Origin of the sequence: Streptomyces celluloflavus (assembly GCA_000720995.1) — a bacterium.
Classification (GTDB): domain Bacteria; phylum Actinomycetota; class Actinomycetes; order Streptomycetales; family Streptomycetaceae; genus Streptomyces; species Streptomyces celluloflavus.
Window position 1 is genome coordinate 55879 of the sequence record JOEL01000055.1, and the last position, 24714, is coordinate 80592.

The window sequence follows — 24714 nt, forward strand, 5'->3', positions numbered from 1 at the left end:
CGGCGGAGCCAGGGGGGAGCGGTGGTGCGCGTGTGGTCCGCCACCTATCCGGCGGCGTTTACCGGTGCGTTGCCCGGCATCCGAACTCCTCGGGTTCGCGGGCATTCCCCGTCAGCGGGACGGCGGCCGGTGAAAAGCCGCGGAAAAGCTGGCGAAAAGGGAGAGGAAAGAGAAGGGGCAAGGGAAGATGAGGGGGCCGGCGGCAGATCCGGTGGATGACCGGTGAAGCGGCACGGCAAGTGGACACGGCAAGTGAACACGGTGAGTGAAACAGCCGCGCAGTGAGCGGAGCCAGACCCGTGGCGCACGGAGCGGGCCGGACGCGCGCCCTACCTGACGGCACACATCTGACAGCACACACGTAACGGAATTGAACCCGAACTCATTCTGGGGGCTGTGATGAAGGAACCCGCACAAGAGGGCCACATCGGTTCGACGCGGATCGCCCCGCCGCGCCCCGCGCCCCTGCCGGGCCCGGCCGGTGCGGTGGACGCCCCGCTCGCCACCGCCCAGCAGCCGCAGTGGCCCGACCCGGCCGAACGCGACGCCGTGGTGGCCGAGTTGAGAGCCGCGCCCCAGCTGGTCTTCGCCGAGGAGTGCGACCGGCTGCGGGAGCGGCTGGCGGCGGTGGCGCGCGGTGAGGCGTTCCTGCTCCAGGGCGGCGACTGTGCGGAGACCTTCGGACAGACCTCCGCCGACGCGATCAGCGGCAAGCTGCGCACCCTGCTCCAGATGGCGGTGGTGCTCACGTACGCCGCGTCGATGCCGGTCGTCAAGGTCGGCCGGATGGCGGGCCAGTACGCCAAGCCCCGCTCCAGGCCGACCGAGACCCGCGACGGTGTCACGCTGCCGGTCTACCGGGGCGACGCGGTCAACGGTCTGGAGTTCACCGCGGCCGCGCGCCGACCCGACCCGCGCCGGATGCGCCGGATGTACGACGCGTCGACCACTACCCTCAACCTCGTCCGCGCCCTGACCCAGGGCGGCTTCGCCGATCTGCGCCAAGTGCACGCCTGGAACCGGGGGTTCGTCGCCGACTCGCCCGCCGCCGGGCGCTACGAGGAACTGGCCGACGGGATCGATCGCACCCTGCTGTTCATGCACGCCTGCGGGGTGGAGCCCAACGGTGTGCAGACCGCCGAGTTCTTCGTCAGCCACGAAGGGCTGCTGCTGGACTACGAGCGGGCGCTGACCCGTACGGACGAGCGGTCCGGGCTGCCGTACGCGACCAGCGGCCACCTCGTCTGGGTCGGGGAGCGCACCCGCCGGCCGGACGGCGCGCATATCGACTTCCTCAGCCGGATCCGCAACCCCGTCGCCGTCAAGATCGGCCCGGACACCCGGCCGGACGACATCCTCGGCTACCTCGACCGGCTCGACCCGCACCGCGAGCCCGGCCGGCTCACGTTCGTGGCGCGGATGGGCGCCGAGCGGGTACGCGACCGGCTGCCGGCCCTGGTGACGAAGGCGGTCGAGGCCGGCGCGCGGGCCGCCTGGGTCTGCGACCCGATGCACGGCAACACCTACCAGACGCCCAGCGGCCACAAGACCCGCCGCTTCGACGTCATCCTCGACGAGGTCCAGGGTTTCTTCGAGGTCCACCAGCAATTGGGCACGCACGCCGGCGGCATCCATGTGGAGTTCACCGGCAACGACGTGACCGAATGCGTCGGCGGCGGCAGCGCCGTGGGCGTCGAGGACCTGCCCCGCCGGTACGAGACCGCCTGCGACCCCCGGCTCAACCACAGTCAGTCCCTCGACCTCGCGTTCCGGGTCGCCGAGATGCTCGGCGGCTGACGGCACCGGACCGCTCGCGGAATGCGGAATGTGGATACGGACCGCTCCGCGAAAGCCCGACCGGCTGTGGAGACCGCGGCTGGACTCGACGGCGCGCGCGAACACTTCGGGCGCCCCCTCATCCCGAGGCGGGCGCCCGAAGTGTTCTCCCCCTTCTCTCCTGCCCCGTCCCGCTCCCCTCAGAGCAGGTAGAGGGCGAAGGCGGAGAAGCCGACGGCCAGCCCCCCTGCGAGTATTCGGGTGGTGCGGGTCACTCCCGTCCAGGGCAACTCGAACCTCCGGGTCACCTGGGCGATCAGGATGAGAATCGCGGCGAAGAGCGGCAGCCACGGCAACCGGGTCAGCATCCAGGCGGCGAAGTCCGGCGACGTGGTCAGACCGTGCACCGCACCCAGGTACGACGCCGGGAGGGCGGCCGCGACCATCGCGGTCTGGTGCCAGCAGAGGATCGTCATCGCCGAGGCGTTGACGGCCGTGACCGGCGCCCACAGCACGGGCCGTTCGAGCAGCGCGGCGATCCGGTCCCGCAGCAGGATCGCGGCGCCGGACTGCGCGGCGGCCAGGGCGATGACCAGCAGCGACGGCGGATGCGAGTTGGTCCGGTCCTGACCGGGGACACCGACCATGCTCGCCGGATAGTGGAAGACCAGCAGCAGGACCGCGAACAGCGCCGCACCGCCGAGGAGAAGCAGCCAGGCACCGCGCCGGCCGAGCCGCTTCTCGCCCCAGGAGACACCGAGCTGGTACGCGAACATCCAGCCGGGGAAGAGGCTGATCAGTCCGACCCAGTACGGAATCGAGTCTGCGAACGGGCCGTAGCGCAGGAAGTCGACGATCGCGATCGTCGCCACCAGCGGCGCCGCGGCCCAGGCCCCGAGCCGCCGGTTGGCGGCCATGCAGTACGGCGTCAGCACCGTCACGACGGCGTACACGCACACGAACCACAGCGGCTGGACGACCAGCGTCGCCGCCGTGTGGATCGTCGTCTCGGGCACCCCGGCCACGTACAGCAGCGGGGCCAGCAGGGCCCAGACGGCGGTGACCCCGACGGCGGGCCGCAGCAGGCGGGCCAGCCGGCCGCGTACCCAGCGGCCCGTCGGCTCGCCCCGCTCGGCGGCGCGCCGGAAGGACTGCACGGAGGCATAGCCGCCGACCAGGAAGAAGATGCCCAGCATCTGGAGCACCCAGGTGATGGGCGCGAGGGGAGCGAACGTCGACAGCGGGCTGGCGTTGTGCAGCGAGGTGTCGGGATCGCGGACGAAGCCGCCGATGAGCCAGTGGCCGGTCGGCACGGCGAGCAGCGCCAGCGCCCGCAGCCCGTCAATGGCGCGGTCCCGCTGAACCGGGGTACGGCTCCCGATCGTGCTGAGCTGAAGGGTTCGCGGACGAGTCCGCTCGTCCAGGCTCATGCTTTCGCATTCCGTGTCAGACGCGGCATGGCTGCGTTCCTCTTCTCCCTCAGGGCCGGGCATTTGACCGTTCGTGTGAACGCTTCAATGCTCGTCCGAGAGCCGAAAAGAAGCAGTGAGGCCAGCGCCCCAACCGAGGTGGTGCGGACTGCACTTCACCCCCGGGGGCCGCCTGCCCCCGGACCCCCCAGCCAGCCCTACCCCCGGCCTCCCGTTCACCCCCGCCGCGATGTCCGCCGGGCCCCGTCCCGAGGCGCGCCGAACCAGGGCACTGCGGAGCGTGAGGTCGAAGGACGGGACGGGAGTGCCCCCCTTTCCCGCGTCAACTCGCCTGTTCGACCGACCCAGTTGCCGCCTTCCCCCCCCGCCGGTCATGGGCGGCGGCGGGGGGAAATCGGTGTCAGGCGCTGTTGTCCGTGAAAGGTCCGGTAGCGGTGAAGGCCAGCTCAGCGAAGCGGGTGCCGATGCGGCGGTGCGTGGCGGCGTCCGGGTGGAGCTCGTCGGGCAGGGGCAGCTCGGCGGAGTCGGCCGCACCGTAGAGGGCGCGGCCGTCGAGGAGGTGCAGGTTCGGGTCCTCGGCCGCCCGCTGCGCCACGATCCGGGCCAGCTCGTCCCGGATGACGTTCAGCGTCAGCTTCCCGCTCGCGCGCTCCGCCGGATCGCCCGCGGCCCGGAACCGCAGCTGCCCGGTGCCGAGGGTGGCGAAGTCCGGGGCGGTGGGGCCGGGGGTGTCCTCGTGGATGGGGCAGAAAATGGGCGAGACGACCAGCAGCGGTGTGGTGGGGTGGCCGTCGCGGATCGTGTCGAGGAAGCCGTGGACGGCGGGGGTGAAGGCGCGCAGGCGCATCAGATCGGCGTTGACCAGATTGATGCCCATCTTGACGCTGATCAGGTCGGCGGGGGTGTCGCGCAGGGCACGCGCGGTGAACGGGTCGAGCAGGGCGCTGCCGCCCAGACCCAGGTTGATCAGTTCCACACCGCCGAGGGAAGCGGCGAGCGCGGGCCAGATGGCGGTGGGGCTGGCGGCGTCGGAGCCGTGGCTGATCGAACTCCCGTGGTGCAGCCAGACTCTGCGGCCCCGGTCCGGCGCGGGCTCGACGGGGGCGTCGGTGCGCAGGGCGACGAGTTCGGTGGTCTCGTTGTACGGCAGCCAGATCTCGACGTCCTTGTCGCCGTCGGGCAGCTCGGTGAAGCGGAGGGTGCCGGGCGGGCCGGGCCGGCTCTCGGCGGTCCAGGTGGCCATGTCGATGGCCAGGGTGTTGCCACCGGTCACAGTGGCCTGGCCGGTCAGGCGGCCGTCGACGAGCAGGTCGTATATACCCTCCGGACGGGGCGGCGCGCCCACGTAGACCTGCTTGGTGGGCACCGTGTCCAGCTCGATGGCGGTGGCCCGGGTCCGGAAGACCAGCCGGACACCGGAGGGCTGGGACTCCGACCTGGCGAGCTGCTCGTCGGAGCACTGGGCACGGGCGCGGGCGGGCAGCCGGTGCGGCAGGACGCCATGTGCGGTGTGTTCCAGTTCGAGGGCGCCGCGCAGGATGTCCGTGGTGATGGGCGTGGTGATCCAGTTGTGCTCGGTGTTCATTGTTCTCACCTGTCGATCAAGATGCTCGAAGTGCGCTGGAGTGCGGGCGCGTTGGTGCGCGATGCGCCGATGTGGTGGTGCTCCGGTGTGGTGGTGCGTCGATGTGGTGGTGCTCCGGTGCGCGAGGCGCTGCCGCACCGATGTGTCATGGCCGTGTGTCGGCGGCCTGCGGATGCCGCGTCGGCGGGGTTCCGGGCGCGGGCCAGTTCCGCAGCAGGGCGTCGAGCGCGTCCAGGACCCGCGACCAGGTTTCCTGGGTGTCGGGGGCGCTGTGGCTGAACCCGCCGCCCATCTCCAGGCTGATGTAGCCGTGGAAGACGCTGCCCAGCAGCCGGACGGCGTGCGTCTGGTCCGGTTCCGGCAGGTCGTAGCCACGCAGGATCGCCCGCGCCATCTGCGCATGCCTGACCCCGGCGCTCGCCGCCGCCGTCCGCGGGTCGAGCCGGAGCTGGATGGCGGCATAGCGGCCGGGGTGCTCCCGGGCGTAGTCGCGATAGACATCCGCGAAGGCGGCCAGGGCGTCCTTCCCGGCGCGCCCGGCCACGGCAGCGGCGATCCGGTCGGCGAGCTCCTCCAGTGCGAGCAGGGTGATCCTGGTCTTGAGGTCCTGGGAGTTCTTGAGGTGCGAGTACAGACTCGCGACCTTGACATCGAACCGCCTGGCCAGCGCCGAGGCGGTCACCTGACCGAAGCCGACTTCATCGGCCAGTTCCGCCCCCGCCCGAACCAGGCGTTCCGTGGTCAGTCCTACGCGCGCGGCCATAGCCGTCCCTTCATCTGCCTGAACGCAGTATGCGTATGCCTAAACCTCTTAGGCAAATCGCTTTACTGTTCAGGGAGTCGGCGGCGGCCGCGTTGTCGCCGAGTTGGGCGGTCGGGGGTTGGACGGTCGTGAGTGGGGCGGCCATCTGGAGGTCCCGTGGATCTTGAGCTCGCGGTGGGAGGTTTCGCCTCGGATTCAGTCGTGTCCGGGGAGGCCGGAGAGGTCGTGATCCGCGTGCTGGAGGGCCTCGGCCACGAGGCGGCGGAGGTGCCCGTCCCGCAGGGCGTACACGACGCGGCGCCCGTCCTTGCGTGAGGTGACGAGTCCGGCCAGGCGGAGTTTGGCGAGGTGCTGGCTGACGGCCGGACGCGCCGCGCAGACGGCGCCGGTCAGGGTGCTCACATCGGCCTCGCCCCGGCCGAGCGTGTGGAGCAGGGCGAGGCGGGTGCGGTCCGCGAGCAGGCCCAGGACCTCGGCGGCGCGGGCGAACTGCTCGGCGCCGGGGTCTTGCGGGTGCGAACCGTGTGCAGATGCCAGGTGCATGCGTGCGCTCATACGCACATAATGGAGTAGGCACTTCCCCACGTCCACCTCCCACCGTGCGGCTCCTCCTTCCCCCGAGCGCCCTCCCTCCCCTCCTGCCTCCGTTGCTCTGCCCCACGTCGAAAGGCGGACTCCCGTGAGCGATCACCACGGACACGCCCACTCACCACGACAGCACCACGGGCACGACCAGGAACCTGGCCATGACCGCCGCGATCAGGCTTACGGCCATCGCGATCAGGGCCAGAACCGCCGTGACCAGCCCCACGGCCACCACGATCACAGCCACCACGATCACGGCCACTCGCACGACGGCGGCCAGCAGCCCGCGGCATACCGCTCCGCAGCCCGCCCCTGGACACGTTGGCGCCACCGGAGCGTGCACCTCATGGGCGCGCACCTCATGAGATGGCCGCTCATGGGCTCGCACCTCCTGCGACCGCACTCCCACGAGTCCGCCGACAAGATCGACCGGGCGGTGGAGTCCTCCGCCCGGGGCATGCGCGCGCTGTGGACCTCGCTGGCCGTCCTGGGCGCGACGGCGCTGGCGCAGGGCGCGGTCGTGGCCCTGTCCGGGTCGGTGGCCCTGCTGGGCGACACCGTCCACAACGCCGCCGACGCCCTGACCGCTCTGCCGCTCGGCGTCGCCTTCGTCCTCGGGCGCAAGGCGGCGAACCGCCGGTACACCTACGGCTACGGCCGGGCCGAGGACCTGGCCGGCATCGTCATCGTGCTGACGATCACCGCCTCGGCCGGGTACGCCGCCTGGACCGCGATCGGCCGACTGCTCCACCCCGAAGAGGTCAGCCATCTGCCGACGGTGGCCGCCGCCGCCGTGATCGGATTCCTCGGCAACGAGTGGGTGGCGCGGTACCGCGTCCGCGTCGGCCGCGAGATCGGTTCGGCCGCCCTGGTCGCGGACGGACTCCATGCCCGGACGGACGGCTTCACCTCCCTCGCCGTACTGATCGGCGCGGGCGGGGCCGCCATGGGCTGGCGGTCGGCCGACCCGATCGTGGGCCTGGCCATCACCGCGGCGATCCTGCTGGTACTGCGCGACGTCGCACGCGAGGTGTTCCGCCGCGTGATGGACGCCGTCGATCCCGCACTGGTCGACACCGCGGAACAGGCACTCCTGGCGGTCCCCGGCGTCCGCGCCGTGGGCGAACTGCGGCTGCGCTGGATCGGGCACAGGCTGCGCGCGGAGACGGCCATCGTCGTCAGCGACGACCTGAACCTCCGAGCGGCCCACGACGTGGCGGTCCGCGCCGAGCACGCACTGCTGCACGCCGTACCGAAACTCACCGCCGCCCTGGTCCACGCCGACCCCGCCCCGACACCGGGCACACCGGACCCCCACGCGGAACTGGCCCACCACACCGAGCGAAACGAACGGCCCGCACCCGCCTGACCGGAGCCGTTGTCCGGGGGCCCGGATCTCCGCCACGAGCCTCGGGCGTCATCAACGGGTGCCGCGACCCCACCTACGAGCCCGTCGACGCTCAAGTACAGCCAGAGGTAAGGCGGTACATCCCCGTCGATCCCTGTCACGCAGCCGGTGATCGTCGCGCTCCCGACGGCGGCCGGACTCGGCCGACGCCGGCACACGCGCGGTGACTTCCCCCGGGGCCCCGGTCCGTACGGACTTGCTTCGCAGGTCATACAACCGGCGGCCCTGTCGAGAGGCGCGGCCGCCGGTTGCCGCTTCGGTGGGCTACAGGTCGGGTTGCCAGCCGAGCTGGACCAGCGAAGTGCCGCGCTTGCGGGTGATGTAGTGGGCGCGGCCCGGTGGCATGGGGCGGGGGCGGACGTTGGCGAGGATGTCGCCTTCGTTGGGGTCACCGGAGAGGATGAGGGCCTGGGTGCCGAGTTCGGTGAAGCGTTGGAGAACGGGTTCGTAGAGGGCGCGGGAGATACCGGCCGTGGTGCGGGTGAGGATGAAGTGGATGCCGGTGTCGCGGGCGTAGGGGAGCTTGTCGGTCAGGACTGCCAGCGGGTTGTTGGTGCTGGTGGCGACGAGGTCGTAGTCGTCGATGAGGACGAAGAAGCGGGGACCGGTCCACCAGCTGCGGTCGCGGAGTTGCTGGGCGGTGACGTCGGGGGTGGGACGGCGGCGCTCCATGAGACCGGCGAGCGCGTTCAGGTGGATGTCGAGAGTGTCGTCGGTGGGGGCGTATTCGAGGAGGTGCGCGGCGGGGAGGGCGTCGAGGAGGGTGCGGCGGTAGTCGCCGACGACGATTTTGGCCTCGTCGGAGGTATAGCGTTCGGCGATTTTGTGGGCGATGTGGCGGAGGGCGGCGGTCTTGCCGGACTCGCTTTCGCCGAGGACGAGGAGGAAGGGGTCGGTTTCGAAGTCGGCGTAGACCGGTTCGAGGTGGGTCTCGTCGAGGCCGAGGGCGATGCCGAGGTGGGGGTGGTCCGATCCCTTGGGGAGGCGGGCGGCGGGGACGGTGTGGGGGAGGAGCCGGACGGCGGGGGCGGCGGGCCCGGACCAGTGTTCCGCCACGCTACGGACGAACTCGGCTGTGGCGTCCGCGAGTTCTGTGTTCTTGTCGGCCTTGCCGGTGTGGGGGAGAGCGCCCATGAAGTGGAGCTTGGCGGGGGTCTGGCCGCGACCGGGGACACCGGCCGGGACGTTGGCCGCGGCCTTGCGGTCGAACTCGGAGTCCATGGGGTCGGTCAGACGCAATTCGAGCCGGCCCAGGATCTGGTCCTTGAGGGCCGCGCGGACTTCCAGGTGACGGGAGGCGGTGAGGATGACGTGGATGCCGAAGCCGAGGCCGCGGGAGGCGAGGTCGGTGACGACCGGCTCCAGCAGTTCGTACGCGTCCTTGAAGGGGCCCCAGCCGTCGATGACGAGGAAGACGTCGCCCCATTGCTGGTCGGGGAGGTCGCCGGCGGCGCGGCGTCGGCGGTAGGTGGCGATGGAGTCGATGCCGTGGGTGCGGAAGTACTCCTCGCGGCGGGCGAGAATACCGGCGACCTCGGCGACGGTGCGGCGGATGCGTTCGGGGTCCAGGCGCGAGGCGATGGAGCCGACGTGCGGCAGACCGGCGATGGAGCTCAGCGCTCCGCCGCCGAAGTCGAGCCCGTAGAACTGGACTTCGTGGGGCGTGTGCGTGAGGGCGAAGGCACCGATGAGGGCACGCAGGAGGGTGGACTTGCCGGACTGGGGGCCGCCGACCACGAGGAGGTGGCCGGTGGCGCCGGAGAAGTCGTGGCGGAGGACATCACGGCGCTGTTCGAAGGGCTTGTCGACCAGCCCGAAGGGGACGGTGAGGCGGCCGCCGGCGGGGGAGCCGCCCGCGTGCAGGCCGCGATCCGGGGTGGTGGCCAGCGCAGGGAGGAGCTGGTCGAGCGTGGGGGCGGTGTCCAGGGGCGGGAGCCAGACCCGGTGGGCGGGCGGTCCCTGACCGTCGAGGCGGCGGACGATGACGTCCAGGACGGTGTCGGCCAGGGCGTCGTCGGTCTGTCCGGGGGCCTCGGGAGCGGCCTGCGCGGCCGGAGCGGTGGCGACGGGGACGGGCGTGGCGGTGAAGAGGGCCGCGCGCTGCTGGACGGGGACCGCGCCGCGGTCCGTGTGACTGTCGGCCGACCGGGCGGGGCCCGAGACGTAAGCGGCCTTGAAGCGGGTCATCTCGTCCGTACCGCATTTGAGGTAGCCGGAGCCGGGGACGGCGGGGAGGTGGTAGGCGTCGGGGACGCCGAGGGCGACGCGGGATTCGGCGGCGGAGAAGGTGCGCAGGCCGATGCGGTAGGAGAGGTAGGTGTCCAGGCCGCGCAGACGGCCCTCCTCCAGCCGCTGGGAGGCGAGGAGGAGGTGGACGCCGAGGGACCGGCCGATGCGGCCGATCTGGATGAACATCTCGATGAAGTCGGGCTTGGCGGTGAGCAGTTCGCTGAACTCGTCGATGACGAGGACGAGGGACGGCAGCGGGTCGAGGGGGTGGCCGGCGGCGCGGGCCTTTTCGTAGTCGTGGATGCCCGCGAAGTTGCCGGCCTGGCGCAGCAGCTCCTGGCGGCGCTGGAGTTCGCCGCGGAGGGAGTCGCCCATGCGGTCGACGAGGGAGAGGTCGTCGGCGAGGTTGGTGATGACGGCGGCGACGTGGGGGAGGGCGGACATACCGGCGAAGGTGGCGCCGCCCTTGAAGTCGGCCAGGATGAAGTTGAGGGTTTCGGAGGAGTGGGTGACCGAAAGGCCCAGGACGAGGGTGCGCAGGAACTCCGACTTGCCCGAACCGGTGGCGCCGACGCACAGACCGTGCGGGCCCATACCGTTCTGGGCGGCCTCCTTGAGGTCGAGCATCACGGGTCGGCCGGATTCGCCGATGCCGACCGGGACGCGCAGGCGCTCGGCCCGGGAGCGGGAGCGCCAGGTGCGGGCGGTGTCGACCTGGGCGGGATCACCGAGGTCGAGAAGGTCGGTGAAGTCCAGGTTGGCCAGCAGCGGTTCGTCCTCGTCCGTGCCGTCCACGTACAGGGGCGCGAGCTGGCGGGCGAGGGTGTCGGCGCGTTCCAGGGAGAGCAGGTCGGGGGTGCCGTCGTAGGCGGAGACGGCGGATTCCAGCCGCAGGCGGGCCGGATGGGACGTTACCGACAGGCCGCCGCGGGGTTCGTCGAGCTCGCCGGAGACGACCTCGACGACGGTGACGCCCTGGAGGCCCTCGGGGACGGCGAGAGCGGAGTCCGCGGGCACCATGCCGCCGTCCAGGACGATGACGAGATGGGGCCGGTCGAGGAGGGGCGGGGCGTCCCTGCTGAAACGGGGGCGGTCGGCCAGGTGGCCGGCCAGGAGGATTTCGAGCTCGGTGAGGTCGTCGGTGAACAGGCGCCGGGTGCCGGCGCCGTCCGCCGAGCCGGGCAGTTGGGCGTGTGGCAGCCATTTCGTCCACTCCCAGCGCCCGACGGCGCCGGGCGCCGCCACCACGGCGACCAGGAGGTCGGCGGGGGAGTGCAGGGTGACGAGCTGGCCGATCAGGGCGCGGGCCGTGCCCTGGGCGCAGGCCGGGTCGCCGGAGACCGTGAGGTGGTAGAAGGCGCGCAGGGAGACCGCGACCGGCATGTTGCGCAGCGAGCCCTGGGCGGCGAGGAAGCGCTGCATGATGCCGGCGGTGAGGGGTTCGAGTTCGTCGACGGGGGCGGTGTCGGGGGCGATGAGCGGGGTGGCCAGCTGCTGGGTGCCCAGGCCCATGCGGGCCTGTCCGAAGTCGGCGTCGCCGATGCGGCGCTCCCAGACGCGGCTGCCCTCGGCCACGATGGACCACAGCTGGTCCGGGGCCGGATGCACGTAGTGCTGGGCGTTGCGCTGGGCAGTGGCGGTACGGCGGATCCGCCGACGGGTCTGCGCCAGGTACTTGAGGTAGTCCCGGCGGCTCTGCGCCATCTCGCCCTGGGTGCCTCTGCGGTAGCGGACGATCTGGGCGATGACCATGCCGACCGTCGAGAGGAGCATCAGCGCGCCCATGACGCGCATGAAAGAAGGCATGCCCGGCATGAAGAAGAAGACCACCGACGAGCCCATACCGATCATCGGCAGGAGCTGCATCAGCACGCCCTCCTGCTGGCCGCGCGGCAGCTCAGGCGGGCCCTGAAGGTGCAGCTCGTCCGTGGCGGGGCCGGGCGGCAGCGCCCGCGGTGGGCGCTTGACGACGATCTGGCTCACCGGGCATCAATCCCTCGGCACGGAGGGAAGTTCCGTCCCGATCGCCCCCTGGCGACGGCGCCCCCCGCGTCAGGCGATCCTACTGCCGACTAATGTGAAGAGCGGGGAAGGGCTTCGCGGCGCGGTGACGCAAAGTGGCGGTGGCCGGCAGGGCGCGGTGGCACGATGACGCCCCGGTAGGGGCCGCGTACGGAGCGACCGCAGCGACGGTCGGGTGGCCGGGCGGCCGCCTGACCGAGTGGCCGGATGACCAGGTGAGCATGGGGGCAGAGCTGAACACGGTGAGCATCAGTACGGGGACCGGCTTCCGCAGGGTCGCGGTGGTCGCCCCCGACAGCCGTATCGACGTGGCGCTGCCCGAGAACATTCCGGTCTCCGACATCTACCCGGAGATCCTGCGCCTGACCGGCCAGCGACAGCCCCCGGGGGCACCGACCGGCTACTACCTCTTCCGCGCCGACGGCAGTGCGCTCGACAGCGCCCGCACACTCGCCGGCCAGCGCGTCGTCGACGGTGAAATGCTGCACCTGCGCCCCTTCTCGCGGTCGCTCCCACCGGCGGTCTTCGACGATGTCTCCGATGCGGTGGCCGCCGCCGTCACCCGCGACCGCCGGCTCTGGAGCGACGGCCTGCTGCGCGGGACGGGCCTGGCCGGGGTCGGGGTGCTGCTCACCCTCCTCGCCCTCGTGCTGTGGTTCGCCGACCCGGTACGGCACGACATGCACAGCCTGCCGGGTGTGATCGCCGGCACGGCCGGGGTGCTGCTGGCCGCTTTCGCGGGGGTTCGGGCCCGGGTCTACGGGGACCAGCCGTCAGCCGTCGCCCTCGGCCTGGGAGCGCTGCCCGTCGTGCTGTGCGCGGGCTCGGGGATCGTCGGTCCGGACGCCGGACACGGGGCGGGGCGGCTGCAGTTCCTGCTGGGCTGTGTCGCCGTGCTCGTCATCTCCGTCGCCCTGGCCGTGGTATCGCCGTCCGGTGACGCGCCGTTCATCGCTGCCGCCTTCGCCGCGGCCGTCGGCACCCTCGCCACCTTTTTCGCCGTCATCAGTGAGGCGACGGCCGCCCAGGCCGCGGCCGTCTGCGCGCCCGTGGTCATCGCCTTCCTGGCCTTCCTGCCGGGGCTGGCCACGCGCCTGGCCCGGCTGCCCGTCGGGTACGTCACCCCGCGCAGTCTGAGCCAGGAGCAGGAGGCGACGGCGGAGCTGAGGGGTGGTGAGGAGCCCGTCGGCCTGGAGCCCGTCGACGAGGAGCGCGTCGCCGCCCAGGCCCGCCGCGGCCATGAACTGCTGCTGGGGCTGCTCGGCGGCTGCTGCGCGGTCCTCATCGGCGTCGCGGGCGTCCTCGGCTTCGCCCCTTCCGCATGGGCGCAGCTCCTCGCCCTCGCCACCGGCCTGGCGACGCTGCTGCGCGCCCGGCTCTTCCGCTACACCGCCCAGGTCGCCTGCGCGGTCGTCGCCGGCCTGGCCGCGCTCTCCCTCCTCATCCTGGGCGTGGCCCTCAACCCGCCCACCGGGATGCTGACCGACTTCCTCACGGGCGACCGCACTCCACTGGACCTGCGTACGCTGTGGCTGGCCCTCGTGGTCATCGGTGCGGTGGCGCTGGTGACGACGGGCGCGCTGACCGTGCCGAAGAAGGGGCTGACGCCGTTCTGGGGCCGGGCGCTCGATCTCGCCGACGGATTCCTGCTGCTGTCCCTGATGCCGCTGTGCCTGGCGGTCCTGGACCTGTACAGCCAGGTGCGGAGCATGACCAGCGGCTGAGGGCACTTCAGGGACACCGGGCCCGGGAACACGCAGGACCGGACGGCTGCGGAACGGCCGCGGCGGAGACAGGGGGAAGTACAGCGTCATGGCATCACGGCGGGACGAGCTCAACGGCTACACCTACGCCAAGAAACGGCTCGTCGCCGCCTTCTTGCAGCCGTCCCCGGACCGTACGGACGAAGGCGCCCCGAGCCCGCTGCGCGCGGCACTGCCCGGCCTGGTCATCGCCGCCCTGATCCTGGCCGGATTCGGCGCCTGGGGCATGTTCCGCCCCAAGGCCCCCAAGGGCTGGGACGCCCCCGGCGCACACGTCATCCTGGGCAGCACATCCGCCACCCTGTACGTGGTGCTGGAGACCGGTGGCAAGAAGCAGTTGCATCCCGTCCTGAACATGGCCTCCGCCCGGCTGCTCCTCAAACCCGACCGGTTCGACGTCCTCAAGGCCGAGGAGAGCGAGCTGGACAGCGGAAAACTCCCGCACGGTCCGACCCTCGGTATCCCGTACGCCCCCGACCGTCTTCCGGAGGCGGCCGAGGCGGCGAAGAGCAAGCGCTGGGCGGTCTGCGAACAACCCGGCGGCAACGGCAAGTCCGTACAGAAGGCCACCTTCCTCTTCGCCGACCGCGACGCGGACAAGGTGGACGGGCCGGGCCGGCTGCACGGCGGTCAGACCCTCTACGTCCAAGAGGCCAGGGGATCCGGGGAGCCCGGCGGGGCCCGCTATCTGGTCGACCCGAAGGGCACCAAGTACCTCATCGACGGCGGCAGCGATACGGAACTGCTGCTCCGCGCCCTGGTGGGCAGCCGGCAGCCCCAGCAGGTCACCAGGGACTGGCTCGCTACCCTCCACGACGGCACCCCGATCGCCTTCCCCGCCCTGCCCGGAACGGCCGGCCGGCCCGCCGGCGTCAAGGGGCTCGGCACACGGGAGAACCGCATCGGCATGGTGCTGCGCGCGACGACCGGCGCCGGCACCCAGCACTACGTCGTGCTCCAGGGCGAGGTCGTACCCGTCTCCGACTTCGTGGCCAAGCTGCTCCTGTTCTCCCGGCGGACGGCCCCGCTGGAGCAGCACAACCGCCCCACCGAGGTGGACGCACAGTCCTTCACCCCGCAGGCGCAGCAGCTGTTCGCCGAGAAGCGGTGGCCGCAGCGGGTCGCCGAGCAGGTCAACACCGCCACGGCGCAGGGCGACCGGGGCACGGTCTGCAGTGTGCTGCGCGCGGTGTCGAAGACCGGGGTCACGGAGCTGAGTACCTGGGCCGGCGCGGACTTCCCCCAGCAGATCGCCAACGGCGGCACCAGCGCGTACGTCACCCCGGGAACGGGCCTGTTCTACCAGCAGATCCAGCCGGGTAACGCCGGCTCCGGGGCACACTTCCTCGTCACGGACACCGGCCTGCGCTACGGCGTCCAGACGAACAACGACAGCAGCGCCACACCATCCGGCACCGGCACCGCAGGCACAGCCGGGCAAGAGGACTCCGGCGCGCGTTCGCCGGAGACCAACCGGGCACAGGTCCTTCTCGGCTACAAGGACATCGAACCGGTGCTGGTCCCGGCGAACTGGTCGCAGTTCCTGCCGATGGGACCCCGGCTGGACGCGAACGCCGCCCGCCAGCCCCAGGGCTCCTGAAGGAACGGGAGACGCAGTGCGGAGCAGAACACGAACCGCATGGGCGGCGGCCGCCCTGCTCATGGCGCCGATCGGGACCGTCGCACCCATGGCTCCGGCCGCGGCCGCCCACGCCGCGGACGGAGCGGACGGGGCTCCGGCCCCGCAGGGGAACGGCGTCTGCACCTTCCCCATGAAGCAACAGATCAAGGAACGCCCCTGGGCCCTGCAACGCATCGTCTTCGACCAGCTGTGGCAGGACACCAAGGGCCGGGACGCGCACGGCCGCCCGGTACGCGTCGCCGTCATCGACACCGGCGTCGACAACACCAACCCGCAACTGACCGAGGCCGTCGACACCAAACACGGCTGGGACTTCCTGCACCACACCAAGGACGGCGGCACTGAAACGGCGGGGGATCCGCAGGCACCGACGGACGGCACGTACGACCCGGTGGGCCACGGCACCAAGGTCGCCGGCATCATCGCCGCCCGCCCGCGCGCGGGGACCGGCTTCGTGGGGCTCGCCCCCGAAGCCACCGTCATCCCCCTCCGCCAGAACGACGAGAGGGGCAGCGGCAACGCCGCCACCCTGGCCCAGGCCATCCGCAAGGCCATCGCCGCCGACGCGGACGTCATCAACATCTCCCAGGACACCACCAAGCCGCTGACCCCCCACTCAGACCTGGCGGCCGCCGTCCAGGAAGCCCGGCACAAGAACATCGTCGTCGTCGCCTCGGCGGGCAACGACGGCCTCGACGGCCGGCCCAAGGACACCTACCCGGCGTCGTACGAGGGGGTGTTGGCCGTCGCCTCCTCCGACCGCAACAACGAACGCGCCCCCTTCTCCCAGAGCGGCGACTTCATCGGAGTGGCTGCCCCCGGCGTGGACATGGTCTCCACCGTGCCCAAGGGCGGCCAGTGCGTGGACAACGGCACCAGTTTCTCCGCCCCCTACGTCGCCGGCGTCGCCGCCCTCCTGAAGGCCAAGCACCCGGACTGGAAGGAGTACCAGATCGTCGCCCAGATCGAGCAGACCGCCGAACGCACCGTCAACGGCCGAGATCTTTTCGTGGGTTGGGGCGTGGTGGATCCCGTGCGCGCCCTTACCGATGACGCCCGCCCCATCGACCGCCCGAGCGCCAACAGCGGTCCGGCCAAGGCCACACCGCCGGACCTCACCGCCTGGCCCGACGGGGAGAGCCCGCAGGAGCGGCTGGTGCGGTATGCGACGTACGGGCTGGGGGCGGGTGGCGTCGCGGTCGCGGTGATCGCGGGCGCGGCGGTCGTCTGGCGAGACGCGCGCAAGCGGGGACGCGCCCCCGCGGGCGATGCACGTCAATGAGTAGCCGTACTCACTTCCCTGGGGCCGTGGCCCATGAACCGGACGGCACCAACGGCTACGCTCCCGGAAATATAGGAGAGAGAGCTCCCCGAACGCATGGACGCAAGACGCACGGTCGTTGTCAGAGGTGATGGATAGAGTGGCTCCTGACGTTGGTGACTTACGCGTAGCAGCATCCGGGGGGAAGGACGCCATGCGAGCCGACGAGATCACGGGCATGCAGGTGAACGGGGTGGCGCCACAGGGCACGGGCGCCGGTCTGGCCGTCGAGGCCGAGACGCTGGGCAAGTTCAAGAAGCGGGTGGATGACCTGCTGGCGCGCTTGAAGCAGTCGGACGCGGACGCGGGGACGCTCGGCCACCGCAGGATCGCCCCGGCTGCTTTCGGCCAGGGTTTCGCCGAGGCACAGGGCCTGGCGACGGCGTACGAGAAGGTGCTGTCCCAACTGGAGGCGTTCTCCAAGGCGTTCGGCGACCAGATCGAGACGCTGAGCATCGGCTCCCAGGTCGCCGAGCACGGATACGAAGCCATCGACGCCGACGTGAAGCACCACCTGGCGGCGATCCAACGCCGCACCCAGGAGCTGTATCGGGAACCACGGCCGGAGCAGCGGCCCGCCGATCCCGCCGGTTCTGCCGGGGGCGGCTCGGGCGAGGGCCGGTCCGCCGGCGCCGACGGCATCTGACGCGAGGGGGAGGAAGAGAGGATGGCGGGGAACTCCAGCTTGTCCGGCAGCAGCAACTTCGAGAACGCGACGCACCAGGCCCTGTACGACATGGTGGCCGGCGGCAACCACTTGGAGATCTCGTACACGGGTGCCTGCCTGGTACAGGCAGGCAAGGAGATCGAGCAGATCGCCACGGAACTCAAGGCACACGTCGAAAGCGTGCAGTGGCAGGGCGAGGGCGCCGACGCCTTCCGCGAGTGGAGCCACGACACCGCCAAGCAGAGCCACCAGCTGGCCCGCTTCGCCTCAACCACCGGCAACGCCCTCTCGGACGCCGGGACGGCGCTGTGGGAGGCACAGACGATGCCCGAGCCGAAGCAGACCAACTCCGTTCAGCTGGACAGCGCGGCAACGCCTACAGCACGCGGCGCGACGGACGCTCCCGTGCTGACGGACCCGGACCGCGAAGCGGCGGTGGCGGCGATGAACCGGCTGGCCTCGTATTACCGCACGGCTCGGGAGAGTATCGAGGGCCAGGAACTGCCTAACTTCAGGCCGGCTTCGGGGTTTGTGCCGGATGCGCCGCGCTTGGAGAAAGGAATCATTGAGCGCTACACGGCCATCAACCAGTCGGGCGGTGGTAGAGCTGGGGATGGCGCAGGTGGCGTAGGTTCCGCTTCTTCAACGAGAAGCAGCGGCAGTGAGCAGGGCTTGGGAGGAGTCTCCCACTCGACTGTTGGCGGCGCGCAGCACGACCCGCAGGTCGGTACGTCTGTGGACTCCACCGCGCCCGTTACCGCGCCCGGTACAACACCGCCGCAGGGAGGCGCCATCTCCGCCGCTTCCGAGCACTCCGGCCTTCCCTCCAGCCCCGTCCCATCCGGTCTGCCAGCGATCCCTGGGGTAACTAAGGCTCTCTCAGGGCGTGGAGGTACAACAGGGGCCCCGCAGTCGGATACCACCGGAACGGGCGTGACGCAGAATCGCCCCCGCAGTGGCATGGAGAACGGTGTTCCTGGCGCGACCACTCAGCGCGGCGGCACCGTATCCGGACGTCCCCGATTGCCGGGAGGGACGGTCATGGGTGAGGAACGCGGCGTGATGGCGCCCCGGTCGATGGGCACCGGCGGGAACCCTCCCGCTGCCGGAAGCGGGGCGAATGGTGGTGGCGCGGGCAGTTCTGGACAGCGTCTGGTCCCTCCTCGCGGGGAGAATGCCGGCGCACCCCGTGGGGCGGTCATGGGAGAGGACCGAAGCGCCATGGCACGTGGAGTCATGGGCGGAGGCCACCCAGGAGGCGCTGGCAGCGGTGTGAGCCGGGGCGTTCCTGGGCGCCGTTGGGCGTACGAGCCCGGCGGCGCCGTTGGCGCGGCACCCGGTGGACCGGTGGCGGGAGACGCGCAGCGCCTCGGGATGCGCGAATCCGCGGTGAGCGCTGGTAGCGCAGGAGGTATCGCCGAGGGGGCCACCTCCGGGACGCCGTCAGCCACGGGCCGCGGTTCTGCGTCTGACCCAGGAAGGGCGAGAGGAAGAGCACAGGCACCGCGTGGTCAGTCAGGAGAATTCACGTCTGGCGGTTCCGGCCTGACGCGGGGCAGCGCCTCTGATGGTGTCCACTCTGTGACGGGGGGCCGACCGTTGTCCTCCCGGGGGAGACGTGGCTCCTCCGGTCGACCGGGCTATCTCCAGGAGGACGACGAGACGTGGGAGGTACAGGACCGATCGGTTGTGCCTCCGGTGATCGAATAGAGCCCGCGTGAACGTGCAACAACCAGAAGACGGGGAGGACTCCGCATCGTGAATCGGGCGGCAATTCGCATGCGGTGGGACCGGACCCGGCTGGCGGGGTCCGTCTGCGTCTCGGCCCTGTGCCTGGGCTTGCTGGCGCCGACCGCTGCTGCGGTGGACATGAGGTCGCGTCAGTGGCATTTGGACGCGATGAAGGCTGAGCGCATGTGGCAGGTCAGCACGGGCGACGGAGTCACGGTTGCCGTGATCGACAGCGGTGTCGACAGTTCCGTGCCCGAGCTGCGCGGCCAGTTGCTGCCGGGTAAAGATTTCTCAGGCAAAGGGAAGGGCGCAGACCACGACGATGAGGGCCATGGTACGAGCATGGCGCTGATTATCGCTGGTAAGCGGAGCGGAGACGGCCCTTGGGGGGTGGCGCCGGGATCGAAGGTCCTGCCTCTCAAGTCCGGAGGGGCATACGGGATCGCCAACATGGCGAAAGCGATCCGCTATGCGGCAGACCAGGGTGCGAAGGTCATCAACATCTCCCGTGCGGTACTTGCTGTTAAACAAGCAGAGGATGAGCTGCAGCCGGCGATTGACTATGCGAATAGGAAGGGAAGCCTAATCTTTGCAGGCACGGGCAACGATGGGGACAAGGGCAACGCTCCTGCCTATCCAGCAAGCCTCCCTGGGGCTGTCGGAATCGGCGCAGTGGACAAGTCCCTCAAGGTAGCGAAATTCTCAACCTATGGGCCACAAGTGGCACTAGCAGCTCCAGGGGTTGGTATTCCCAGTCGCTGCACCACGGAATTCCGGTACTGCATCGAGGATGGAACCAGCGATGCCACCGCCATCGCCTCGGCCTCGGCGGCATTGATCTGGGCCGCGCACCCTACATGGACCAACAACCAGGTCCTGCGAGTCATGATGGAGACCGCCGGCAAGCCGGAGGATGGCAAAGCGCCAAGCAAGTACCTCGGTTACGGGATCGTCCGTCCTCGCAAGGTGCTGCTTGACAAAGAGGGCGACCCCGGGCCGGCCGATGTCAACCCGCTCCTGTCGGCACGCAGTACCGCCTCACCTTCAAAGTCGCCGTCACGGCCAAACGATGAAAACGCTAGTCGGCGGCAGAATCAATCCAGCCAGGCGGAGAACAGTGACTCCAAGATGTGGCCGATCATTGCCGTCGCTGGGGCGGCGGCCGGGGCGGCGATTGTCGGTGGGCTGGTGATCGCTCGGCGCCGGAGAGCCCAGCTCAATAGTTAGGAAGAGAGATCGCGACTCAAGTCGCGCGACTAAGGTGACCAGAGGTCAGGAAGCCCTCAATGGGGCAGCCGTAACCTGAAGTCGAGAGCTGAGGAATTGCTCGGCTTCCACACGTACTCATGGGGGAAGGCGGATCATGGCAGGGAACACCGCACTTACGTATGCGGAGATCGAGAAGCTCAAGAGCGAGATCCAGAGCGGCAGCCAGTCGATGTCGGCGCAGCTGCGGACGTTGGTGAACGCCATCTCGGCGGTCGAGACCGCGTGGACGGGCCAGGGCGCGAGCGCCTTCCGGCAGGCGCAGAACGCGCTCAACGAGGATCACGCCGCGCTGCGGCGGATGCTCGACGGTATCAACGACGCCGTCGCCCGCACCGGCGTCACCAGCGACGCCAATGACGCCGAGGTGCTGTCCAGCTTCCGGGGCATCGACGTCAACGGTGGCGCGGCCGGCGGACGCCTGGACCCTGGCGCCGCCAGCGGCATCAGCAACTACTAGACGCTGCCATCAGGGCTGGGGCATCGACTCCCCGGCGGGCGCATCACGACCACCGAGTAGCAACTCCGAGAAGTGGGGGAGAGCATGGCCGGCGACCAGAACCTTCGGGTTACCTACGGCGCTCTGGAGCAGACCGCCGCCGACATCGAGCGGGCCGCAAAGGAACTGCAGGCCGAGCTGGACAAGATCTGGGGCGCGGTCAAGCGCGTCTCCGATTCCTGGGAAGGCGAGGCCCACCAGGCGTTCCAGGCCGCGGAGCGGCAGTGGAACACTCGCGCAAGCCACATCCAGAGCACACTGCACGAGGTATCCGCCAAGATCCGCGCGGGCAGCGCCGACTACCGGACGACGGACCGCAAGGCGGCGGGCTTCTTTCAGTAGCCCCTGAGATCGGTCGTTCGCAGACCTGGGCGACGACTGTTGGGTGGACACCGTTCAGCGGAGGTTCACCCAACAGCGTTGGCTTTGTATAGAGAATCTACGTGTCGGCTGCCCTGCAGAGAAGCTCCCCTTGCAGGCCAGTGGCCCTGGGGGTTTCAGATGCCTGTATCGCGTGCGAACTTGCCATTGACTTCCGCAGTTATCCCGTCAGGCCGGGTGAAGCCCAGCCATGCAGCAGGCAGGTTGCTCTCGGCGATCCCCGCACGGTGATGAGGACCGCCGCCCCGAGAAGTCACCGATGACCGCATGACGAACTGCCCTAAGGCCGTGGCAACGTCATGGCGCAGCGCCAACAGAGAGATCAGGGTTTACGGCTGAAGCATCAGGCAGAGGGTCGCTTCGACCAGAAGTCGGACTGGACATTGGGAGTTGGGATCTTTCCTCCCGAGTAGTCGGGGCCGTTGGGCTTGGTCTTGGGAGGAACGACTTGTGATTGCTTCACGCAAGGGGTGACGACGTCGAGGAACGCCTGCCCCTTGTAGCCGACCTCAAGAGCCAGTCGAAAATTCTCGGAGGTGGTGGCAAAAATTGCCGGACTCTCGGAACTGTCGCGAGTGGCAGTGATTACGTATCCCTTGTCTTTCCATTGCTGCTTCACTGCCTTGACGAATTTTCCGCGCTGCGTAGCCGAAATGGCCGTCATAACAGCTGCGCGGCGAGTTACCGTCCCGGTGTCTTTCGCATCATCCTTGACGCTGTTACATGTGCCGTCGGTGGATTCGCCGTGGGTCCAGCTAATTGTGGGCTTGATGGCGTTCAGTGTGTCGCTGATTACCCCATCTGCATGCTGCGCCGCCTGCTGCATGTTCACGTTGCGATCACTTCCTGTTCCTTCGACGGTCTGGCGGGATGCCGCGCAGCCGGAAAGGGTAATTACAGTGATGAGTCCGGCCACTAGGCGGAGTTTCATCGTCCGGCCTCCGGAATGATGAGATCGGGCCGATCGGCGACGACGGCAGATACGTTCGCGGCTGAAACTGGATCTACTTCTGGGTCGAAATAGTGCGAGTGTGCAGGCGTGGCGCCTTGACCGTCGATGAATGGTCGGGGCCCGGCATCCACCTTGAACCTCCTCGCGCCAAAATCTTCGCTCGCTGGGTCAACACCGAACCACAACTCGTTGTCATCGCTCATCAGTGACCCCACGCCGTAGCCAATGGGGCCGCCCAGGAGCAGGCCGCTCGCCTCCGCTTTGCTCGGTAGCTGCGTGACCGGGTCGTTGTCGGCGGCACCCACGAAAACATGGTCCTTGCCCACTCCAAGGTCGGCCGCGGATTGCGCGCCTGTTCCTGGACTGCCGAGCAGGACGATATCGTCGACTCCAGGAATTCCCTTGTTTATCAATGCGGTCTGACCAACGGTGAGCGAGCCATAGGAGTGACCTATGGCGGTGATATGTGGATTGGAATTATCATTGGTTACGGTAATTCCACTCATGAAACTGCTGTACGCAGGAGCGCCGGCTCTGGCATCCTGCTGGCTGAGAACATCGAGGTTGCCGAGAAGGCTATCGGCAGGTAGTTGTGGAGCATCGTAGCCCAGCCAGACGATCGATGCGCTGGACGGGTCGTGCTTCTGCGCTCCAATCGCTGTATCCCGTGCTCGCTTGAGACCGTTGATGGCGAAATCTTTGTCCAGCGCGGTGCCGAGCCCGGGAACGTGAGCAGAGACGTTCTTCGAATCATCCGGGTTCCCGTAACTGATGATCGCTCGCCCATTTCCCTTGTCATCGATCCCGAGCAGGTACATCGGTGGATAACTTCCCTCGTCCAACTGGCGCGAAATCTCCTGCAGACCTTCGAGTTGCGTTTGTGTCTTTTCGTCGTCCAGGCCGTCAAGCTTACTGATGAGCATGGGGAGGTAAGTGCGATTCGCCTCGTCACGGACTGCTGCCGGGATTCCGTCTAGTTGCCCAACCCGGTCTGGGTAAAGCGCGAGCAACTCCTGCTGTTGATCTGGCGAAAGCTCCTTCCACCACTTTGCGTTCTCGGCAGGGGCCTTGTCCTTGGGGATGTCATCGCGCTGCAGGTAATTGTTTGCGGTTTTCTGGAGAGACCTCATGTCCTGCCGGACGTCGGCCCAGTCCGAGGTGGTGACGTCGAGGTCGTTGTCCGCCTTGAGCCGGTCGAGGGTCCGGGAGTAGTGGGTGTCCGCCTCGTTGGCGTCCTGGATGGCTCCACCGATGCGGTCTGCGTACGCCTGGGCCTTGGCCTGCTGTGGGTCGGTGGTGATGGCGCTCTCCGTACCGCCTGCCCAGCTGGTGTGCTCAGGATTGAACGGAACCTTCTCTCGCTGAGAAGTCCAATGGACCGTGCCATCCGGCTTGACCGTGAACTTCTCTGCTTCGGCATCCGCCACCGCGTCGTTCAACTTCTTCTGTGCAGCACGTAGCTCCGAGGCCAGTCCGTTCAGGGCGGTACGGATCAGACCAGTTTCCACCTGGATGTACTGGAAGTTGCGACTGAGCCGTTGGAGGCGTGCCAGTGCCGCATCCCTCCCCTTGCCTTCCAGGTGGTGCTGCAATGTCGCAATGATCTCGTTGCCCACCCGGTCCTTGGCTTCGCCCGCGGTGCTGCTGACTTTGTGCCAGCCGTCGGCGGCTTCCTCGAACTCCGATGGCTTGAGGGTCCGCAGTTGTGAGAAGTTCACCATCAGGGTGCTCTCCGCTCCTGGCGAGAGTGGCCGGCGCCGGCGCTCTTCATCGGTAGGGTCTTCTGCTCATGGAAGGCTTCGCCGACCTCGGCGTCACTCTTGTAAAAACTGTCACCGGACTTCTGCAACTTGCCCCTCAACTCTTCGCACTCCCGGCTTACGAGATCGAGGCGTCGTTGCCATGACTGATGGGCGCCGAGGTGTGAGGCCGTGCTGCGCAGGCCATCGACTCCGCTGTGCCCGCTCCCGACCCCTTCTTGCTTGCTCTCCAACTCCCGTAGCGCGGCCTTGAGGTTGGTCTGAAGTGACTCCATGGCCTTGGCGCCTTTGTGCCATACCTGTTGGGAAGAACGAAGAGTGCCTTGGCCGCCGCCCGAATTCTGACTCTCGCTGCCTGCGCTGGCCAGGTCCATGCGGACCGAGGACTCACGCTTGAGCTCGGCCCACTCTTCCTCGAATGTCACTCCGCCCCCTGCCAAACACATGCTTGTCGCTGTCTCGCGCGCGTGCGACGCTAGCAGCCATACAGGCGACGGTACGTGAGTACGTGTACTCAAATGCTGGCAGAACCTGCCTGCGGCAGTTCTTTGTGTGACCGTCGCCAAGCCCGCCCGGTCCACCCCGAACTGCGGTGCAGCACATGCGCGTCGAGCTACGTGCTGCTGAGTGTCGAGCTGACGGGCCTACCGACCTGCGGTGGCGGAATGGTGGGACGACTGGGCCGGGGCTCAATGCCTTAGAGGTCGTTTTCTCCCTACGTTTCATCCCGGAATATGTGTTTGATCCCGAGTTTTAGGGTCGCGCCAGGGGATGGTGTTTCGCCGGTGACGCGGTGTGCCATGAGGCCGGTCATGGCGAGATGGATCACGGCTTGGGAGCGGGCGGGGAGGGTTTCGTAGTCGCGGGCCAGGCGGCGGTGGAACATGAGCCACCCGTAGGTCCGCTCCACGGTCCAGCGCTTCGGCAGCGGGGC

At 69.2% G+C, this 24714-nt stretch carries 19 protein-coding genes; 9 read left to right on the top strand and 10 right to left on the bottom strand.

What is annotated here, in order from left to right; translation table 11 throughout:
• Positions 1-399 precede the first annotated feature (399 nt).
• Complete coding sequence (locus IH09_RS31320) at positions 400-1797, top strand: class II 3-deoxy-7-phosphoheptulonate synthase (RefSeq protein WP_094794971.1); 1398 nt, start codon at positions 400-402, stop codon at positions 1795-1797.
• 179 nt (positions 1798-1976) lie between these two features.
• Here the strand turns inward: IH09_RS31320 and IH09_RS31325 are convergent, their stop codons facing one another.
• The 5 genes from IH09_RS31325 to IH09_RS39405 form a co-directional block, all read right to left on the bottom strand.
• Positions 1977-3206 (bottom strand): acyltransferase family protein, encoded by a 1230-nt coding sequence (locus tag IH09_RS31325; RefSeq protein WP_052860917.1) that lies wholly within the window; start codon positions 3204-3206, stop codon positions 1977-1979.
• A 400-nt stretch (positions 3207-3606) separates the two neighbouring features.
• The gene (locus tag IH09_RS31330) at positions 3607-4791 is read right to left on the bottom strand and encodes a GDSL-type esterase/lipase family protein (RefSeq protein WP_052860918.1); all 1185 of its coding nucleotides are present in this window, start codon (positions 4789-4791) and stop codon (positions 3607-3609) included.
• 145 nt (positions 4792-4936) lie between these two features.
• Positions 4937-5554, bottom strand: coding sequence for a TetR/AcrR family transcriptional regulator (locus IH09_RS31335; RefSeq protein ID WP_052860919.1), 618 nt, complete (start codon positions 5552-5554; stop codon positions 4937-4939).
• Positions 5555-5749: 195 nt separating this feature from the next.
• Positions 5750-6109: an ArsR/SmtB family transcription factor gene (locus IH09_RS31340; RefSeq protein ID WP_052860920.1), complete on the bottom strand. Its 360-nt coding sequence runs from the start codon at positions 6107-6109 to the stop codon at positions 5750-5752.
• A gap of 151 nt (positions 6110-6260) precedes the next feature.
• A complete protein-coding gene (locus IH09_RS39405) occupies positions 6261-6401 on the bottom strand; it encodes a hypothetical protein (protein ID WP_172451172.1) in 141 nt (46 codons plus the stop codon).
• Between the two features lie 84 nt (positions 6402-6485).
• On the opposite strand from IH09_RS39405, the gene IH09_RS31345 reads away from it, so the two are divergent.
• Positions 6486-7508 carry a cation diffusion facilitator family transporter gene (locus IH09_RS31345; protein ID WP_052860921.1) on the top strand — a complete coding sequence of 341 codons (1023 nt, stop codon included), beginning with the start codon at positions 6486-6488 and terminating at the stop codon, positions 7506-7508.
• 303 nt (positions 7509-7811) lie between these two features.
• Here IH09_RS31345 and eccCa read toward each other — a convergent pair whose 3' ends face one another.
• Positions 7812-11759, bottom strand: a complete 3948-nt coding sequence (eccCa, locus tag IH09_RS31350; protein ID WP_052860922.1) for a type VII secretion protein EccCa — start codon at positions 11757-11759, stop codon at positions 7812-7814.
• A 260-nt stretch (positions 11760-12019) separates the two neighbouring features.
• Here eccCa and eccD point away from each other — a divergent pair, with 260 nt between their 5' ends.
• From eccD to IH09_RS31380, 7 genes are all read left to right on the top strand, one after another.
• Positions 12020-13522, top strand: coding sequence for a type VII secretion integral membrane protein EccD (eccD, locus tag IH09_RS31355; protein ID WP_110952702.1), 1503 nt, complete (start codon positions 12020-12022; stop codon positions 13520-13522).
• An 88-nt stretch (positions 13523-13610) separates the two neighbouring features.
• The gene (gene eccB, locus IH09_RS31360) at positions 13611-15161 is read left to right on the top strand and encodes a type VII secretion protein EccB (protein ID WP_052860923.1); all 1551 of its coding nucleotides are present in this window, start codon (positions 13611-13613) and stop codon (positions 15159-15161) included.
• Positions 15162-15249: 88 nt separating this feature from the next.
• A complete protein-coding gene (gene mycP / locus IH09_RS31365) occupies positions 15250-16485 on the top strand; it encodes a type VII secretion-associated serine protease mycosin (RefSeq protein ID WP_240150577.1) in 1236 nt (411 codons plus the stop codon).
• 193 nt (positions 16486-16678) lie between these two features.
• The gene (locus tag IH09_RS31370; RefSeq protein ID WP_052860924.1) at positions 16679-17170 is read left to right on the top strand and encodes a hypothetical protein; all 492 of its coding nucleotides are present in this window, start codon (positions 16679-16681) and stop codon (positions 17168-17170) included.
• A 1800-nt stretch (positions 17171-18970) separates the two neighbouring features.
• On the top strand, positions 18971-20149 hold the full coding sequence (gene mycP / locus IH09_RS38215) for a type VII secretion-associated serine protease mycosin (RefSeq protein WP_110952698.1): 1179 nt from the start codon (positions 18971-18973) through the stop codon (positions 20147-20149).
• A gap of 136 nt (positions 20150-20285) precedes the next feature.
• On the top strand, positions 20286-20648 hold the full coding sequence (locus IH09_RS31375) for a WXG100 family type VII secretion target (protein ID WP_052860925.1): 363 nt from the start codon (positions 20286-20288) through the stop codon (positions 20646-20648).
• Between the two features lie 84 nt (positions 20649-20732).
• Positions 20733-21029 carry a WXG100 family type VII secretion target gene (locus IH09_RS31380; protein WP_052860926.1) on the top strand — a complete coding sequence of 99 codons (297 nt, stop codon included), beginning with the start codon at positions 20733-20735 and terminating at the stop codon, positions 21027-21029.
• A gap of 382 nt (positions 21030-21411) precedes the next feature.
• Here the strand turns inward: IH09_RS31380 and IH09_RS38220 are convergent, their stop codons facing one another.
• From IH09_RS38220 to IH09_RS31395, 4 genes are all read right to left on the bottom strand, one after another.
• Positions 21412-21984, bottom strand: a complete 573-nt coding sequence (locus IH09_RS38220; RefSeq protein WP_318279609.1) for a hypothetical protein — start codon at positions 21982-21984, stop codon at positions 21412-21414.
• An 11-nt stretch (positions 21985-21995) separates the two neighbouring features.
• Positions 21996-23741: an alpha/beta hydrolase gene (locus IH09_RS31385; protein ID WP_052860927.1), complete on the bottom strand. Its 1746-nt coding sequence runs from the start codon at positions 23739-23741 to the stop codon at positions 21996-21998.
• Positions 23741-24205, bottom strand: a complete 465-nt coding sequence (locus tag IH09_RS31390; protein WP_052860928.1) for a hypothetical protein — start codon at positions 24203-24205, stop codon at positions 23741-23743. Before IH09_RS31390 ends, IH09_RS31385 begins: the two co-directional genes overlap by 1 nt.
• A 290-nt stretch (positions 24206-24495) precedes the next feature.
• The coding region (locus IH09_RS31395) for a transposase (RefSeq protein ID WP_240150578.1) at positions 24496-24714 on the bottom strand (219 nt) is incomplete at its 5' end.

Coding starts and splice junctions, on each gene's coding strand:
- IH09_RS31330 (WP_052860918.1), bottom strand. CDS start 4,791: ATGAACACCGAGCACAACTGGATCACCACGCCCATCACCACGGACATC.
- IH09_RS31335 (WP_052860919.1), bottom strand. CDS start 5,554: ATGGCCGCGCGCGTAGGACTGACCACGGAACGCCTGGTTCGGGCGGGG.
- IH09_RS31320 (WP_094794971.1), top strand. CDS start 400: ATGAAGGAACCCGCACAAGAGGGCCACATCGGTTCGACGCGGATCGCC.
- mycP (WP_240150577.1), top strand. CDS start 15,250: ATGGCTCCGGCCGCGGCCGCCCACGCCGCGGACGGAGCGGACGGGGCT.
- IH09_RS31340 (WP_052860920.1), bottom strand. CDS start 6,109: ATGAGCGCACGCATGCACCTGGCATCTGCACACGGTTCGCACCCGCAA.
- IH09_RS31385 (WP_052860927.1), bottom strand. CDS start 23,741: ATGGTGAACTTCTCACAACTGCGGACCCTCAAGCCATCGGAGTTCGAG.
- mycP (WP_110952698.1), top strand. CDS start 18,971: ATGCGGTGGGACCGGACCCGGCTGGCGGGGTCCGTCTGCGTCTCGGCC.
- eccD (WP_110952702.1), top strand. CDS start 12,020: ATGGGGGCAGAGCTGAACACGGTGAGCATCAGTACGGGGACCGGCTTC.
- IH09_RS31380 (WP_052860926.1), top strand. CDS start 20,733: ATGGCCGGCGACCAGAACCTTCGGGTTACCTACGGCGCTCTGGAGCAG.
- IH09_RS31375 (WP_052860925.1), top strand. CDS start 20,286: ATGGCAGGGAACACCGCACTTACGTATGCGGAGATCGAGAAGCTCAAG.
- IH09_RS31325 (WP_052860917.1), bottom strand. CDS start 3,206: ATGAGCCTGGACGAGCGGACTCGTCCGCGAACCCTTCAGCTCAGCACG.
- IH09_RS31345 (WP_052860921.1), top strand. CDS start 6,486: ATGGGCGCGCACCTCATGAGATGGCCGCTCATGGGCTCGCACCTCCTG.
- IH09_RS31370 (WP_052860924.1), top strand. CDS start 16,679: ATGCGAGCCGACGAGATCACGGGCATGCAGGTGAACGGGGTGGCGCCA.
- eccB (WP_052860923.1), top strand. CDS start 13,611: ATGGCATCACGGCGGGACGAGCTCAACGGCTACACCTACGCCAAGAAA.